Annotated in this window: 15 protein-coding genes; 7 read left to right on the forward strand and 8 right to left on the reverse strand. The window is 63.6% G+C overall.

Going from position 1 to position 13,920, the window contains the following annotated elements; all coding sequences use genetic code 11:
• Positions 1 to 109 precede the first annotated feature (109 nt).
• Both dnaN and dnaA read right to left on the reverse strand, forming a co-directional pair.
• Positions 110 to 1,216 (reverse strand): DNA polymerase III subunit beta, encoded by a 1,107-nt coding sequence (gene dnaN, locus WS95_RS16190; RefSeq protein WP_034208731.1) that lies wholly within the window; start codon positions 1,214 to 1,216, stop codon positions 110 to 112.
• Between the two features lie 169 nt (positions 1,217 to 1,385).
• On the reverse strand, positions 1,386 to 2,963 hold the full coding sequence (gene dnaA / locus WS95_RS16195) for a chromosomal replication initiator protein DnaA (RefSeq protein ID WP_059501500.1): 1,578 nt from the start codon (positions 2,961 to 2,963) through the stop codon (positions 1,386 to 1,388).
• A gap of 421 nt (positions 2,964 to 3,384) precedes the next feature.
• On the opposite strand from dnaA, the gene rpmH reads away from it, so the two are divergent.
• The 4 genes from rpmH to yidC all read left to right on the forward strand — a co-directional run bounded on the left by rpmH (position 3,385) and on the right by yidC (position 6,008).
• The gene (rpmH, locus tag WS95_RS16200; protein WP_004198824.1) at positions 3,385 to 3,519 is read left to right on the forward strand and encodes a 50S ribosomal protein L34; all 135 of its coding nucleotides are present in this window, start codon (positions 3,385 to 3,387) and stop codon (positions 3,517 to 3,519) included.
• Positions 3,520 to 3,534: 15 nt separating this feature from the next.
• The gene (rnpA, locus tag WS95_RS16205; RefSeq protein WP_059824656.1) at positions 3,535 to 3,996 is read left to right on the forward strand and encodes a ribonuclease P protein component; all 462 of its coding nucleotides are present in this window, start codon (positions 3,535 to 3,537) and stop codon (positions 3,994 to 3,996) included.
• Between the two features lie 75 nt (positions 3,997 to 4,071).
• Entirely contained in the window at positions 4,072 to 4,338 is a 267-nt protein-coding gene (gene yidD, locus WS95_RS16210; protein ID WP_006489939.1) for a membrane protein insertion efficiency factor YidD, read from the forward strand.
• 8 nt (positions 4,339 to 4,346) lie between these two features.
• The gene (gene yidC, locus WS95_RS16215; RefSeq protein WP_059824658.1) at positions 4,347 to 6,008 is read left to right on the forward strand and encodes a membrane protein insertase YidC; all 1,662 of its coding nucleotides are present in this window, start codon (positions 4,347 to 4,349) and stop codon (positions 6,006 to 6,008) included.
• Between the two features lie 117 nt (positions 6,009 to 6,125).
• On the opposite strand, the gene WS95_RS16220 is transcribed toward yidC, so the two are convergent.
• Positions 6,126 to 6,560: a transcriptional regulator gene (locus tag WS95_RS16220; protein WP_059501495.1), complete on the reverse strand. Its 435-nt coding sequence runs from the start codon at positions 6,558 to 6,560 to the stop codon at positions 6,126 to 6,128.
• Between the two features lie 337 nt (positions 6,561 to 6,897).
• Between WS95_RS16220 and mnmE the strand changes: the two genes are divergently transcribed.
• Positions 6,898 to 8,292, forward strand: a complete 1,395-nt coding sequence (gene mnmE, locus WS95_RS16225) for a tRNA uridine-5-carboxymethylaminomethyl(34) synthesis GTPase MnmE (protein ID WP_059824660.1) — start codon at positions 6,898 to 6,900, stop codon at positions 8,290 to 8,292.
• Between the two features lie 428 nt (positions 8,293 to 8,720).
• Positions 8,721 to 9,857: a beta family protein gene (locus WS95_RS16230; RefSeq protein ID WP_257139814.1), complete on the forward strand. Its 1,137-nt coding sequence runs from the start codon at positions 8,721 to 8,723 to the stop codon at positions 9,855 to 9,857.
• Here WS95_RS16230 and WS95_RS33490 read toward each other — a convergent pair.
• From WS95_RS33490 to WS95_RS35365, 5 genes are all read right to left on the reverse strand, one after another.
• Positions 9,802 to 10,353: a sce7726 family protein gene (locus WS95_RS33490; RefSeq protein WP_082746931.1), complete on the reverse strand. Its 552-nt coding sequence runs from the start codon at positions 10,351 to 10,353 to the stop codon at positions 9,802 to 9,804. The genes WS95_RS16230 and WS95_RS33490 overlap by 56 nt on opposite strands.
• 218 nt (positions 10,354 to 10,571) lie before the next feature.
• Positions 10,572 to 10,694: a hypothetical protein gene (locus WS95_RS35760; protein ID WP_257139829.1), complete on the reverse strand. Its 123-nt coding sequence runs from the start codon at positions 10,692 to 10,694 to the stop codon at positions 10,572 to 10,574.
• A gap of 150 nt (positions 10,695 to 10,844) precedes the next feature.
• Complete coding sequence (locus WS95_RS16240) at positions 10,845 to 12,203, reverse strand: sensor domain-containing diguanylate cyclase (RefSeq protein ID WP_059824663.1); 1,359 nt, start codon at positions 12,201 to 12,203, stop codon at positions 10,845 to 10,847.
• Positions 12,204 to 12,312: 109 nt separating this feature from the next.
• Positions 12,313 to 12,561, reverse strand: coding sequence for a DUF2795 domain-containing protein (locus WS95_RS16245; RefSeq protein ID WP_059824664.1), 249 nt, complete (start codon positions 12,559 to 12,561; stop codon positions 12,313 to 12,315).
• 116 nt (positions 12,562 to 12,677) lie between these two features.
• Positions 12,678 to 12,848, reverse strand: coding sequence for a hypothetical protein (locus tag WS95_RS35365; protein WP_006489933.1), 171 nt, complete (start codon positions 12,846 to 12,848; stop codon positions 12,678 to 12,680).
• A gap of 150 nt (positions 12,849 to 12,998) precedes the next feature.
• Here WS95_RS35365 and speG point away from each other — a divergent pair, with 150 nt between their 5' ends.
• Complete coding sequence (gene speG, locus WS95_RS16250; protein ID WP_034208787.1) at positions 12,999 to 13,556, forward strand: spermidine N1-acetyltransferase; 558 nt, start codon at positions 12,999 to 13,001, stop codon at positions 13,554 to 13,556.
• Positions 13,557 to 13,920 lie beyond the last annotated feature (364 nt).

Consider the following 13,920-nt stretch of genomic DNA (forward strand, 5'->3'; position numbering starts at 1 on the left):
TGGCCCGCCCGAAGTGCCGAAAAGGCACCAAAAGGGCGGGTTGTCGGTTCGCCATAAAAACGCCAAAGGGGCTTGCCGCCCCCTGGTGTGTGTCGCGATGTCGAGCGCGTCAGATGCGCATCGGCATCACGACATACTTGAACTCGTCGTTCTCGGGCACGGTGATCAGCGCGCTCGAGCTGGCGTCGCCGAGGCTCACCTGCACGGTGTCGACCTTCAGGTTCGCGAGCACGTCGAGCAGATACGTGACGTTGAAGCCGATGTCGACGGTATCGCCCTGGTAGGCGATTTCGAGTTCTTCCTGCGCCTCTTCCTGATCGGCGTTGGTCGACATGATCTTCAACTGGCCCGGCGCGACGATGCAGCGCACACCCTTGAACTTGTCCGAGGTCAGGATCGCCGCGCGCTGCAGCGAACGCTGCAGTTCTTCGCGGCCGATCTCGAACGTGTTCTTGTGCGCCTTCGGGATCACGCGCTGGAAGTCGGGGAACTTGCCCTCGACGAGTTTCGACACGAGCTCGACCTGGCCGAACGTGAACTTGGCCTGGGTTTGCGCGATGTCGATGGTGACGGTGTCGTCGATGTCCTCGAGCAGGCGCTGCAGCTCGAGAATCGTCTTGCGCGGCACGATGACTTCCTGGCGGCCGAACGTGCCGCCTTCGAGCTTCATCGACGAGAACGCGAGGCGGTGGCCGTCGGTGGCCACGGCCATCAGCTGGTCGCCGTCGACGACGAGCAGCATGCCGTTCAGGTAGTAGCGGATGTCCTGCTGCGCCATCGCGAAGTGCACCATGCCGAGCAACTGGCGGAACGACTTCTGCGGGACGGTGAGCGTGGCGCCGAAATCCTTCGCCTGCGCGACGGTCGGGAACTCGTCGGCCGCCAGCGTCTGCAGTGCGAAACGGCTCTTGCCCGATTGAACGGTGAGGCGCTTGTCGGCGAGCGACAGCGTGACCTGGCCGTCAGGCATCGCGCGCAGGATGTCGAGCAGCTTGCGGGCCGCGACGGTGGTCGCGATCTGGTCGCCGCCGACGCCGAAATCGGCGCGCGTGGTGATCTGCAGCTCCAGGTCGGTCGACAGGAATGAAACGTCCGGGCCGTTCTTGGTGATCAGCAGGTTGGCGAGGATCGGCAACGTATGGCGGCGTTCGACGATGCCGCTGACCGTTTGCAGCGGCCTGAGGAGGGTGTCTCGTTCGGTCTTGACCAGTTGCATAGAGTTCCTTCGTTGAGTAACGGCCTGCAGCGCAGCAGCCTCGCAGCGCCCCGCCGGCCGGGCTCTTGGCCCGCCACCACCGGGGCGGTCAAACCAGTATTGTGCCTCAAAACCGAACCGCCCCCCTTAAATTGGGGCGGAGGCCGAATTATCAAGCGCGCCGGCCCGTTCAGCCCTTCAGTGTCTGTTCCAGCACGTGCAGCTCGTGGTTGAGCTGCGCGTCCTTGCTGCGTTCGTCGGCGATCTTGCGCACCGCATGCAGCACGGTGGTGTGATCGCGCCCGCCGAACAGCTCGCCGATCTCCGGCAGGCTCTTCTGCGTGAGTTCCTTCGCCAGGTACATCGCAATCTGCCGCGGCCGCGCGATGTTCGCGGGGCGCTTCTTCGAGTACATGTCCGCGACCTTGATGTTGTAGAAGTCGGCGACGGTCTTCTGGATGTTCTCGACCGAAATCTGCCGGTTCTGCACGGTCAGCAGGTCCTTCAGCGCTTCCTTGGTCAGCTCGATCGAGATCTCGCGGCCGTGGAACTTCGAATACGCGAGGATCTTGCGCAGCGCGCCTTCGAGTTCGCGCACGTTCGAGCGCAGGTGCTTCGCGACGAAGAACGCGACGTCTTCCGACAGGTTCACGCCTTCCGATTGCGCCTTGCGCATCAGGATCGCCACGCGCATCTCGAGCTCGGGCGGCTCGATCGCGACGGTGAGGCCCGAGTCGAAGCGCGAGATCAGGCGATCGTCGATGCCCGAGATTTCCTTCGGGTACGTGTCGCTGGTGATGATCACCTGCGCCTTGTTCGCGACGAGCGCCTCGAACGCGTAGAAGAATTCCTCTTGCGTGCGCGACTTGCCGGAGAAGAACTGGATATCGTCGATCAGCAGCAGGTCGAGCGAGTGGTAGTAGCGCTTGAAGTCGTCGAACGCCTTGCGCTGGTACGCCTTCACCACGTCGGACACGTATTGCTCGGCATGGATGTAGCGGATCCGCGCGCCGGCCTTGTCGAGCAGCAACTGGTTGCCGATCGCGTGGATCAGGTGAGTCTTGCCGAGGCCGACGCCGCCGTACAGGAACAGCGGGTTGTACGAGATGCCGGGGTTGTCCGCGACCTGGATCGCGGCGGCGCGCGCGAGCTGGTTCGCTTTACCGGTCACGAAGTTGTCGAACGTGAGCACCGGGTTCAGCTTCGAACGTTCGTACATCGAATCGGCTTCGCCGCCGTTGGCGGGCGCGGCGCCCGGGCCCGGACGCCACGTGCGGCGGCCGGCCGCCGCTTCGTGCGCGGGCAGGCTCGGCAGATCGATGTCGGCGTCGTCGGCGTTCAGGTGGTGCGCGGCGGCCGCCGACGGCGTCATCGGTACGTCGGCCGGCGCGCTGGGCGCCGCGGCGGCATGCGCGGTCAGGTTGGCGGCGATCGCGGCGACCGTCGCCGCAGGGCCGCTCGGGGCCAGCGGTGCACGCGGGGCGGCCGGTGCGGCGCCCGCGGGCGCGCTGCGCATGCCGGCCTTCGGATCGAGGACGAACTGGACTTCGATCGGCGTGTTCCAGAATTCTCGGGCCAGATCGGAGATGCGGCCAGAAAACTGGCTCTTGACCCAGTCCAGCTTGAAGCGGTTCGGCGCGGCGATGGACAGCGTGTTCGCCGACGCATCGAAGGCCACCGGGGCCAAGGGTTTGATCCACGTCACGTACTGCTGGGGCGTCAGCTCGCGCTCCAGCAGTGCGGAACAGTGTTGCCAGAAATCGTTCATCAAGTAGCTGTCGTTTTTTGCATGCACAGCGCGGCTCGCCGGCGCCCTTGTCGCGGTGGCGCAACAAGGCCCGAAGCGGTCGTGCGAGCGTGCCTCGGACGCCTGCGTCACAGTCCTGGAGGGGCAGGCGGGCGCCGAAGCGGCGTGCGGGATTCTTGGAGATAAGGCGAGATTCTAACGCCAAACGCGGCCACAGCGGGACTTATCCACAGGCTCCGATTGTGGGTCGCGGGGCCGGATCGGAGCGGGCCGGCACAGGCGGACGACGCCTAAAGTATTGACCGTCAAGAGAAAAACGGTTTAAATAGCGGGTTCCGCGAAAACCAATCCTGTATTCCCGGCGATTGCGTTCGCCCGAATGCCTCCGGTTAAGGGCACGCGGTCCCCTGAATTTCGACATTCTCGAACAAGTGAGAACATCATGAAACGTACTTACCAACCGTCCGTGACGCGCCGCAAGCGCACCCATGGCTTCCGTGTCCGCATGAAGACGGCAGGTGGCCGCAAGGTCATCAACGCTCGCCGCGCGAAGGGCCGCAAGCGCCTCGCCATCTAAGGCAGGTTGCGCGCTGTGTCCGCCGTCCGCAGTCCTGCGGAAGGTGCCGTCGAGCCGGGTGCGAATCCGTCGCAGACGAAAGCCGCCTTTCCGAAAACTGCGCGACTTCTGAAAACGGATGAATTTTCATCCGTTTTTCGTTTGCGCCCCTGGCGGCGCTCCGCGCACTTCGTGATCTACGGCAAGCCGACTGGCCAGCCTGCCCGTCTGGGGCTCGTCGTCGGAAAGAAGTATGCGCCGCGTGCAGTGACCCGTAACCTCGTGAAGCGGCTGGCGCGCGATGCGTTTCGCCTGCGCCGCGCCGAATTCGCCGGTTACGACCTGCTGCTGCGGCAGCACACGCGCTTCGACAAGAAAGCGCTGCCGAGCGCGGCTTCCGCCCCGCTCGCGGCGATGTGCGCGGCGGAGATCCGCGAGCTGCTCGACAGGGCGGCCCGGGAAATCGCCCGCCGCGCGTCGAAGCCCGCGTCCGAGTGACGCATCCGTGCCCGGTGCGGCGCTCGCGCCCGCCCGGCCGGTTTTGACGCGGCGTCGTACGGCGCCGCCCAAGGTATGAAAACGGTATTGATCGCGTTACTGCGCTTCTACAAGGTTGCCGTGAGCCCGATGCTCGGCAACCGTTGCCGTTTTTATCCTTCCTGTTCGGATTACGCGCGCGAGGCAATCCAGTATCATGGCGCCGCGCGCGGCACGTATCTCGCCGTCAGGCGCGTGTGCCGATGCCATCCGTTTTCCGCGGGCGGCATCGACCTCGTCCCGCCGCCCAACTCCGACACTCGCGCTCGCGGCGAAGCCGACGCGCGGTCCCATCGACTCTGAGACAACGCATGGATATCAAACGCACCGTCCTATGGGTGATCTTCTTCATGTCAGCTGTCATGCTGTACGACAACTGGCAGCGGGACCATGGACGCCCGTCGATGTTCTTCCCGAGCGCCACGCACACGGCCCCGGCCGCTGCCGGCGGCGCATCGGGCACGGGCGCGACGACGAACGCAGGTGACGTGCCTGCCGCCGCAGCCGGCGCCGCACCGTCGACGACGGCCCCGGCCGCCCAGGCGCAGCTCGTGAAATTCTCGACCGACGTGTACGATGGCGAAATCGACACGCGCGGCGGCACGCTCGCGAAGCTGACGCTGAAGAAGCAGGGCGACGGCAAGCAGCCCGACCTGTACATCACGCTGTTCGACCACACGGCCGGCCACACGTATCTCGCACGCACGGGCCTGCTCGGCGGCGATTTCCCGAACCACAACGACGTCTACACGCAGGTCGATGCGGGCCCGACGTCGCTGACGGGCGACCAGAACACGCTGAAGCTGTCGTTCGAATCGCCGGTGAAGGGCGGCGTGAAGGTCGTGAAGACCTACACGTTCACGCGCGGCAGCTATGTGATCGGCGTCGACACCAAGATCGACAACGTCGGCACGGCGCCTGTGACGCCGACGGTCTACATGGAACTGGTGCGCGACAACACGGCCGTCGAAACACCGATGTTCTCGCATACGTTCCTCGGGCCGGCGGTCTACACCGACTCGAAGCACTTCCAGAAGATCAACTTCAGCGACCTCGACAAGAACAAGGCCGACTATGTGACCTCCGCCGACAACGGCTGGGTCGCGATGGTGCAGCACTACTTCGCGTCGGCCTGGATTCCGCAGCAGGGCGCGAAGCGCGACATTTACGCCGAAAAGATCGATCCGGCGCTGTACCGCGTGGGCGTGAAGCAGCCGGTCGCCGCGATCGCGCCGGGTCAGTCGGCCGACGTGCAGGCGCGCCTGTTCGCCGGTCCGGAAGAAGAGCGCATGCTCGAAGGCATCGCGCCCGGCCTGGAGCTCGTGAAGGATTACGGCTGGGTGACGATCATCGCGAAGCCGCTGTTCTGGCTGCTCGAGAAGATCCACGGCTATGTCGGCAACTGGGGTTGGGCGATCGTGCTGCTGACGGTGCTGATCAAGGCCGTGTTCTTCCCGCTGTCGGCGGCGAGCTACAAGTCGATGGCGCGCATGAAGGAAATCACGCCGCGCATGCAGGCGCTGCGCGAACGCTTCAAGAGCGATCCGCAGAAGATGAACGCCGCGCTGATGGAGCTGTACAAGACCGAGAAGGTCAATCCGTTCGGCGGCTGCCTGCCGGTCGTGATCCAGATCCCGGTGTTCATTTCGCTGTACTGGGTGCTGCTCGCCTCGGTCGAAATGCGTGGCGCGCCGTGGATTCTGTGGATTCACGACCTGTCGCAGCGCGATCCGTTCTTCATCCTGCCGGTGCTGATGGCCGTGTCGATGTTCGTGCAGACCAGCCTGAACCCGACGCCGCCGGACCCGGTCCAGGCGAAGATGATGAAGTTCATGCCGATCGCGTTCTCGGTGATGTTCTTCTTCTTCCCCGCTGGCCTGGTGCTGTACTACGTCGTCAACAACGTGCTGTCGATCGCGCAGCAGTACTACATCACGCGCAAGCTCGGCGGCGTCAAGAAGAAGCCGGCCTGACGCCCGTTGCATTCACGGGCGGCCAGCCGCCCGCGATGCTCGCAAAAAAAGCCGCATGGTTCGTGACCATGCGGCTTTTTGTTTCCCGGCGACGGTGGCGCGTGCGGTTGCTGCCGTTCAGGCTTTCTTCGCTTCGGGTTTCGGATCGCCGTAGAACTGCTCGACCAGTTCCTGAACGAGGTAGCGCTGGTGCGGAGATAGCGCTTCGATCTTCGACGCGAGTTCGATCGTCTCGGGCGTCGGTGGATAGCGTTCATCGCGCGGCAGCGGTTGCGGCGTTGGATGTTCGATCACGCTCGGCGACGGCCCGTAATGCAGCCAGTGCACTTCGACGCGCAACCATTCGGCAAGCGTTTCGAGTTTGTCCGACGTCGGGATCGTGCGGCCCGTCAACCATTTGTGCGCGGTTTGCGGCGAAACGGGATGCGTTCCGCGATGGCGCAGATTGAATCGGTTCGCCAGCTCCGTCGCGCCCGTGACTTTCTCCGGGCTGCGCCGCAGGGCAAATTTCAGGCGTTCCGAGAACGCGGCTTTTTCTTCGGATGTCGGCATGGGGAGATTGTGCAATTCCATCGCCGCGTCTCAGACAACCATATGGGATAAACGTATCTCGTTCGGACGAATCCCGGCCTTGATCAGGATGGGCGGTGAAATTGAGGGACGCAGTGCCGAGCCCCTCCGGCAAACATACTCGTCCGAAATGGCCGGTGTGTGATGATGCCGGGCTAATACTTGGCTTATCCCTGGCGGGATAAATTCAGGCGAGTCCGAATCCGGCGCCGTGGCCGGTGGCGGGCGAGCCGGCACGCTACAATGCCGGCGTTCCGATGCCCGAACTGTTGTGCGGGCGCACCATTGACCCGCTGATTACCCGATTTCTCCGATTCCCATGCTCGCTACCGATTCCGATCCGATCGTCGCCATTGCCACTGCTGCCGGCCGGGGCGGCATCGGGGTCGTCCGCGTGTCGTTCGGGCGCGGCGGCGAGGCGGCGGCGCTGCCGCTGATCGACGCGTTGTGCGGGCAGAAGCTCGCGCCGCGTCATGCGAGCTACGTGCCGTTCCTCGACGCGCACGGCGCGCCGCTCGACCGCGGGATCGCGCTGTATTTCCCGGCGCCGCATTCGTACACCGGCGAGCACGTGCTCGAACTGCAGGGGCATGGCGGGCCGATCGTGATGCAGTTGCTGCTGCAGCGCTGCCTGGATGCGGGGCGCGGCTTCGGGCTGCGGCTCGCGGAGCCGGGCGAGTTCACGCGGCGCGCGTTCCTGAACGACAAGCTCGACCTCGCGCAGGCCGAGGCCGTTGCCGACCTGATCGAGGCGAGCACCGAGGCGGCCGCGCGCTCGGCCGGGCGTTCGCTCGACGGCGCGTTCTCGCGGCAGATCCATGCGCTCGTCGATGACGTGATCACGCTGCGGATGCTGGTCGAGGCGACGCTCGATTTTCCGGAGGAGGAGATCGACTTCCTCGAAGCGGCCGACGCGCGCGGCAAGCTCGCGAAGATCCGTGCGCAGCTCGCGCACGTGCTCGGCGATGCGCGGCAGGGCGCGCTGTTGCGCGAAGGGCTGTCGGTCGTGCTCGCGGGGCAGCCGAACGTCGGCAAGTCGTCGCTGCTGAATGCGCTGGCGGGCGCCGAGCTGGCGATCGTCACGCCGATCGCCGGGACGACGCGCGACAAGGTCGCGCAGACGATCCAGGTCGAAGGGATTCCGCTGCACATCATCGATACGGCCGGGCTGCGCGAGACGGAGGACGAAGTCGAGCGGATCGGCATTGCACGCACGTGGAGCGAGATCGAGCGCGCGGATGTCGTGCTGCATCTGCTCGATTCGCGCACGGGGATGACGCCGGACGACGAGACGATCGCGGCGCGGTTTCCGGCCGGCGTGCCGGTGGTGCGCGTGCTGAACAAGACGGATCTGACCGGCGTGCCGGCAAGCGTCGAGCATCCGGCGGCGGAAGGTGATCTGACCGAGGTGCATCTGTCGGCGAAGCGCGGCGACGGGATCGACATGCTGCGCGCGGAGTTGTTGCGGATTGCCGGATGGCAGGCGGGAGCCGAGGGCGTTTATCTGGCGCGCGAGCGGCATCTGATCGCGCTGCGGGCCGCGCAGGCGCATCTCGCGCAGGCGGCCGATCACGCGGAGCAGCGCGCGCAGTCGCTCGATCTGTTCGCCGAGGAGCTTCGGCTCGCGCAGGAGCAACTCAATTCGATTACCGGGGAGTTCACTTCGGATGACCTGCTGGGGGTGATTTTCAGCAGGTTTTGTATCGGGAAATAAAAGGTCGAATTGTTTTTAAAAATAAAAATATCCGAGAAGAGACTCTTTTATGCCGATCGCGAAGAATGCTCGTGTTTGAGGCGCTAAAAATATACGGTTTGTGACATTTGCCGATGCAACGGATTGATGGCCTATTTGTCGTCATCCGTGATGAGAAAAAATCGATGTCCGGGCTACCTGCCATCCGCGTGATGTGCTCGGCATTCCTTGAGGGGCAATGCATGCCGGGCGACAGCGACGAAGATGCCTTTTCGGCGAGGTAGATGTTTCTCAATATCTTGATCGAATGGTGCGAAACATGCATCAATTTCAGGTGTCGATGATTCGAAATATCCGGTGCGAATTGGACAAAATTCCGTGGGCGCTCTTGCGATATTGAATCGACACTGTAATCCTCAAACGACGCCATTCATCTCGGAATGGCGGAAGTGCTCAACTTCGACGAGTTCTATTTTGAGGAAAGCATGTTCGATCACAACCACTACGTTCCAGTATTGAAATGGCGTCAAGGGGAATACCTTGCTCTGTCCAGATTGACGCCGACCGTCATGGATTGGGTGACACCGTTGTTCGAGGTGCCGACGGAGGCGTGGGATTTTGAAGCTGAAGCGCCGGCCAAGAGCCTCGACGAGCACTTGAGCAAGTTTGGCGTGCGACTCAAACAAAAATGGGACACACGACGTTGTTTTGTCGATTCGCCCTTTATCGACGGCGACGCATGTGTAGAGAGTGGCGCGCATCACTTGGCCCATATCTTCGACCTCGCGCGGGCCACCGGAGCCATGCCAGTGCCGGTGTTTGGATTGGGGCGTTCCGAAGCCTACATGGCTGCAGTAACGGCGATTGTCGATCGCGATGGACGGGGAGCCTGCCTCCGGCTGACACCGGACGACTTCGGTATCTCGATGCGTGCGGAAGTGAATACGTTGCTGGACGGGATCGGAATAGGAGAAGGCGCGTGCGATCTCGTACTCGATTGCGCGGCCGACATCGCAACCAGCCCGAAGATGCAGGCATTGGTGTGGAAAGGGTTGCTCGACGAGTTGCCCAAGCTCGAAGAATGGCGGTCCGTCACGATTGCCGGGACGTCGTTCCCGCAGACTTTGCCGTCGGCGTCTTATCGGCCGTCGGGCCTGATCAAGCGTCATGATTGGCTCGGCTACAAATCGCTTGTCGGAATGCTGCCTGCCGGCACGCGTGTGCCGACTTTCGGCGACTACGCCGTGGCGCATCCGGAGACCGAGCTCATCGATCCGCGCATGCTCGATCCGAATGCAAGGGTGAAGTACACCATCGACGATGAGTGGTTCATCGCGATGGGCGTGCAGGTCAAGAAACATGGGCGCGCACAGTACGCCGACATTTGCAGGAGCATCGTGTCCGCCAAGCCGCCGATCTTCATGGGGGGCGCTTATTCACACGGTGATCAATTCATCGAGGACTGCGCGAGCGGCACTGGGAGTACCGGCGGTGCGTCAACCTGGCCGATGGTGGGGAGCAACCATCATGTCACGAAGGTTGTGAGGGACGTCGCCACCTTGTTCGGCGCTTCAACGCTTCCCTGACCTGCGCGCGAAGCGACGAAGGGGAAAGGCGTTGCGTGAGCAGCGTATACAGCGCTTGCCTGCTGCCGCGCAGCGCCTTCTTGTCGGTTTCGAGGGCTTCCAGAATGGCCAGCGCTTCATCACGCCACAAAAGGTGGGCGACATGGAAGGGAGAGATGTCGGGGTTCATCGATGCGGCGCGCTCGGTCTCGATGTGAACCGCTCCGCGAGGACCGACATGCGATACCTTGATGCCCCACCACGGTGGAAGCAGGTTCGCCGCTTCGACGAAGTGCCGTTCGCTCACGACGAGCGTCGCCTTGTCGAGCGCTCGCGAGTAGGCGTCGATCTGCAGCGGAAGACGGTGCAGTGTGTCGGTGTCGCTTTTGAGCTCATACCCGTGAATGACGCCATTGATCACCGCGATGTCGACCCTGCATGCACCGTGCTCAAGCCCCAGCTCTTCCACGACGAGCACGTTGGGATTCGACAGCGGCTCTGCAAGGACCTTTTTCATGACGGCGATTCGAACGTCGCGATCGCGTGTTGCGATACGAGGCGTCTGATTGCCGTCTGAAAATTTCGCCACGGTGAAGGGCCCTTGAATCGGTATGCAGCGGGGCATGTTAACACAGGCGGAAGGGGCTTTTATCCCCGCTGTCGTCAGGCAGATCCTGCGGCGGTATCTCAAGCCTCACGATGAATCTGGGTGCCTGTCGATACGAGTCCGGACATTCAATCCCAATGACGATGATGATGGTAATACCCGCCATCCCCGTAATACCCACCATCAGGCACCACGATACAGCCGCTCAACAACACGGCGACGCCGGCAATCAGCAAAAGGGTCTTCTTCATCGCGTTCACCTGCTCGGGTTCGATATGGAACCCAGCATAGCGAGCGCCCGCAACACCGGCTGTAAGCGTTGGTATCCCCGTCACGCAATCCGTAACGGCGGATTATTCCGGTCACAATGACCGTAACAATTAGCCAAACAGCAGACGTTTTCAGGCGACGACGACCCGGTTTCGCCCCATATCCTTCGCCCGGTACAGCGCGGCATCGGCGGCTTCGATCAACGCGTCGGGCGTCGACAGATCCTCGGCCGCTACGGTCGCGCAGCCGATGCTGACGCTCACGCGCCCGGCCGGCGAATCGGGCATCGCGAGGTCGAGCCGCAGCACGGCTTCGCGCGCTTCGTCGGCCACGACCCGCGCACCGCGCGCGCCGGTGTTCGGCAGCACGATCGCGAATTCCTCTCCGCCGTAGCGCGCGACGATATCGGCCGGCCGCCGCACGGCGCCAGCCAGTGCATTCGCGACGGCGATCAGGCACGCATCGCCCTTCACGTGGCCGAACGCGTCGTTGTACGCCTTGAAGTGATCGACGTCGACCATCAGCAGCGACAGCGGTTCGCCCTGCCGTCGCGCCTGCAGGAACAGCATGTGGAAACGATCGTTGAAGTGGCTGCGGTTGAACGCGCCCGTGAGCCCGTCGCGCGCGGAAGAGCGGATCAGCGTCGCATGCGCTTCGAACAACTGCTGATACAGCATCGTCACTTCCCACGCGAGCACGCACACGAGCACGCCGGGCGTGAACATGCTGAACACGCGTGCGACATACCAGCCGACCGTGAAGCGGTTCGTCGTCAGCAGGTTCAGCGTCGTGTCGGTCAGGCACGCGAGCACCGCGATCGCGAGCCACAGGTCGAGCGTCGTGCGCAGCCGGCCGGTGACGAGCACGGCCGCGAGCGCGAGCACGTTGAGGATCCATACGACGAGCGCGATGCCGTTGACGGGCAGCACGGCTGCGTCGCGAGGCGGATGGAACGCGGGCGGCAGCGACACGTTCAGCGCGAGCGCGCACAGGAGTGCCGCCGCGACGGCCGGGCCGCCGACGAGCGCGATCGTCCAGCGGCGCGTCGCTTTTTCGCCGACCGGGGCGCGCGTCAGTCGCTCGCGTGCGAACAGCGCGGCCATCACGAAGCACGGAAAGCCGGCATGCCAGAAGATCCACATCCATGCCGCGCTTTGCGGGCGCGCGCCGAGCAGGCCATGCGGCGCGAACACGCCGGGAAAGGTGAGCAGTTGCAGCGCGACGGCAAGTGCGGTGAACGCATAGGCGCCGCCGAGCGCACCGAGCACGGGCTGGCGCGTCACGGTGAACTGCGCGCCGAGGAAGAACGCCGCGATGCTGGCGGTCGTGAACACGGTGAGCGCGCACATCGGCATGAACGGCTCGACGGCCGGCAGCGCGACGTTCGCGTGCGGCGCGGCGATCCCGAGCGCAAGCAGGATGACGAGCGCCGTCAGCGCGCCGAACCACAGCTGACGTTGCGTCGTGTGCTGGATCAGGATGCCTTCCATGGAGTCCCCCGGACACGCGTGCTCGAACGCCCGATCTTGCGCCGAGCGGCATGCATCCGGTCGCGGCACGACCGGCGCGGTCCGATCCTATCTCGTTATTGGGATCCGCTCAAATGCCGAGCCCCGGGCCGAAGTTGCCGGCGACGCAGCGCGTGACGGCGTCGACGTCCGCGTAATCCTGTTCGGGCAGGCCGTCGAGCATCGACAGCACGTCGTTGCTGGCGCCGGCCTCGCGTGCGGCGTCGACGATCGCATCCTTGTTCGCCGGATAGCGGACGGCCGCCAGCACATCGGCGATCTGCAGGTCGATCGTTTCGTTCGGGATATCGTGTGGAGGAAGGGCGGGCTTGTCGTTCACGTCGGTGTCTCGCGGGTTGGGCGGGAATCGGATCGAAGCGCAAGAATCGTGCACCGCATGCTACCCGGCCCAGGATGGCCCGGCCGGCGCGTGCTGCGGTTCGACGAGGATCGGCGTCAATGCCCGCGTCGCACGCGGCGCCACGGATGCTTCCAGTCGATGTGCGGTGCGTTCTCGTCGCGCGGATGCTGGCGGCGATGCTCCTGCCAGAGTTCGTCGGAAAACAGCGCAGCCACGATGACCAGCGGGAGCACGAGGAAAATGCCGAGTATGACTTGCTCGATCACGATAGCCTCCTTGCGGTGGCGGGAACCCTTGCTCCCATTCTAGGCTCTGAACTGGGCCTGCGTTCAATTTCTTACAGTGCGAGACGGGCCGGGCGCGGCCGTGCCGCGCCGGCGTTCCGCACGTGCGCCGGCATCGAACAGGACATGAACATGCAACTCCAGAACGATACCCACACGCTCGCGCTACGACCGCTGGAGCGCCAGGACCTGCGCTTCGTCCACGAGCTGAACAACGACGCGAAGATCATGCGCTACTGGTTCGAGGAGCCGTACGAAACCTTCTCGGAACTGTCGCAACTGTATGACCGCCACGTGCACGACCAGCGCGAGCGCCGGTTCGTCGCGGTCGATGGACAAGACGAACTGGTCGGCCTCGTCGAGCTGATCGAGCTCGACTACATCCACCGGCGCGGCGAGTTCCAGATCATCATCGCGCCGCAATGCCAAGGGCGCGGCTACGCGGGCCAGGCGACGCGTCTCGCGGTCGAGTACGCGTTCAAGGTGCTGAACATGCGCAAGCTTTACCTGATCGTGGATACGTCGAACGCGGCGGCGATCCATGTGTACGAGAAATGCGGATTCCAGCACGAGGCCGAATTGAAGGAGGAATTTTTCGGGAATGGCGCGTATCACAACGCTTATCGGATGTGCATCTTCCAGCACGACTATTTCGCGCGTCAGCCAATCGGGCTGAATAAAGCAGGGTAAACACCACATGGGTAAAAGGCGCTTGCGACGGGCTTCGCAGGCGCCGAACGGATGTGGGGAACTCCGGATAAATACGGATTCGCTTATATCTGGCATTTTTCTTGTTTCAGGTAAATGCGATTCCGCGCTGCGGTAAAGTCGAATCGTTTCGGACGACTTTATGTGCAACGCATCAAAATGATCCGGATAGCGAAATGGATTATCCAAACCGTTCAATCGCCGCACTGTAACTTTGCCGAAAGCCTTGCCGGGTAACGCTTTCCGCCCGGCGGCATGGGCCGGGGCATCGTTCTGCAGCCCTTGCTGCCCGCATGCGTCGCGCCAAAAGCGGGCTGCGCACGGGGTGCGACAATCCGCCGCTATT

The sequence above is a fragment of the Burkholderia sp. MSMB1826 genome (genome assembly GCF_001526325.1).
In the GTDB taxonomy this organism is placed as follows: Bacteria; Pseudomonadota; Gammaproteobacteria; order Burkholderiales; family Burkholderiaceae; genus Burkholderia.

Bases quoted from the DNA above. Each gene is read 5' to 3' on its own strand.
- dnaN (WP_034208731.1), bottom strand. From the start codon at position 1,216: ATGCAACTGGTCAAGACCGAACGAGACACCCTCCTCAGGCCGCTGCAA.
- dnaA (WP_059501500.1), bottom strand. From the start codon at position 2,963: ATGAACGATTTCTGGCAACACTGTTCCGCACTGCTGGAGCGCGAGCTG.
- rpmH (WP_004198824.1), top strand. From the start codon at position 3,385: ATGAAACGTACTTACCAACCGTCCGTGACGCGCCGCAAGCGCACCCAT.
- yidD (WP_006489939.1), top strand. From the start codon at position 4,072: ATGAAAACGGTATTGATCGCGTTACTGCGCTTCTACAAGGTTGCCGTG.
- yidC (WP_059824658.1), top strand. From the start codon at position 4,347: ATGGATATCAAACGCACCGTCCTATGGGTGATCTTCTTCATGTCAGCT.
- WS95_RS16220 (WP_059501495.1), bottom strand. From the start codon at position 6,560: ATGCCGACATCCGAAGAAAAAGCCGCGTTCTCGGAACGCCTGAAATTT.
- mnmE (WP_059824660.1), top strand. From the start codon at position 6,898: ATGCTCGCTACCGATTCCGATCCGATCGTCGCCATTGCCACTGCTGCC.
- WS95_RS33490 (WP_082746931.1), bottom strand. From the start codon at position 10,353: ATGAAAAAGGTCCTTGCAGAGCCGCTGTCGAATCCCAACGTGCTCGTC.
- WS95_RS35760 (WP_257139829.1), bottom strand. From the start codon at position 10,694: ATGAAGAAGACCCTTTTGCTGATTGCCGGCGTCGCCGTGTTGTTGAGC.
- WS95_RS16240 (WP_059824663.1), bottom strand. From the start codon at position 12,203: ATGGAAGGCATCCTGATCCAGCACACGACGCAACGTCAGCTGTGGTTC.
- speG (WP_034208787.1), top strand. From the start codon at position 12,999: ATGCAACTCCAGAACGATACCCACACGCTCGCGCTACGACCGCTGGAG.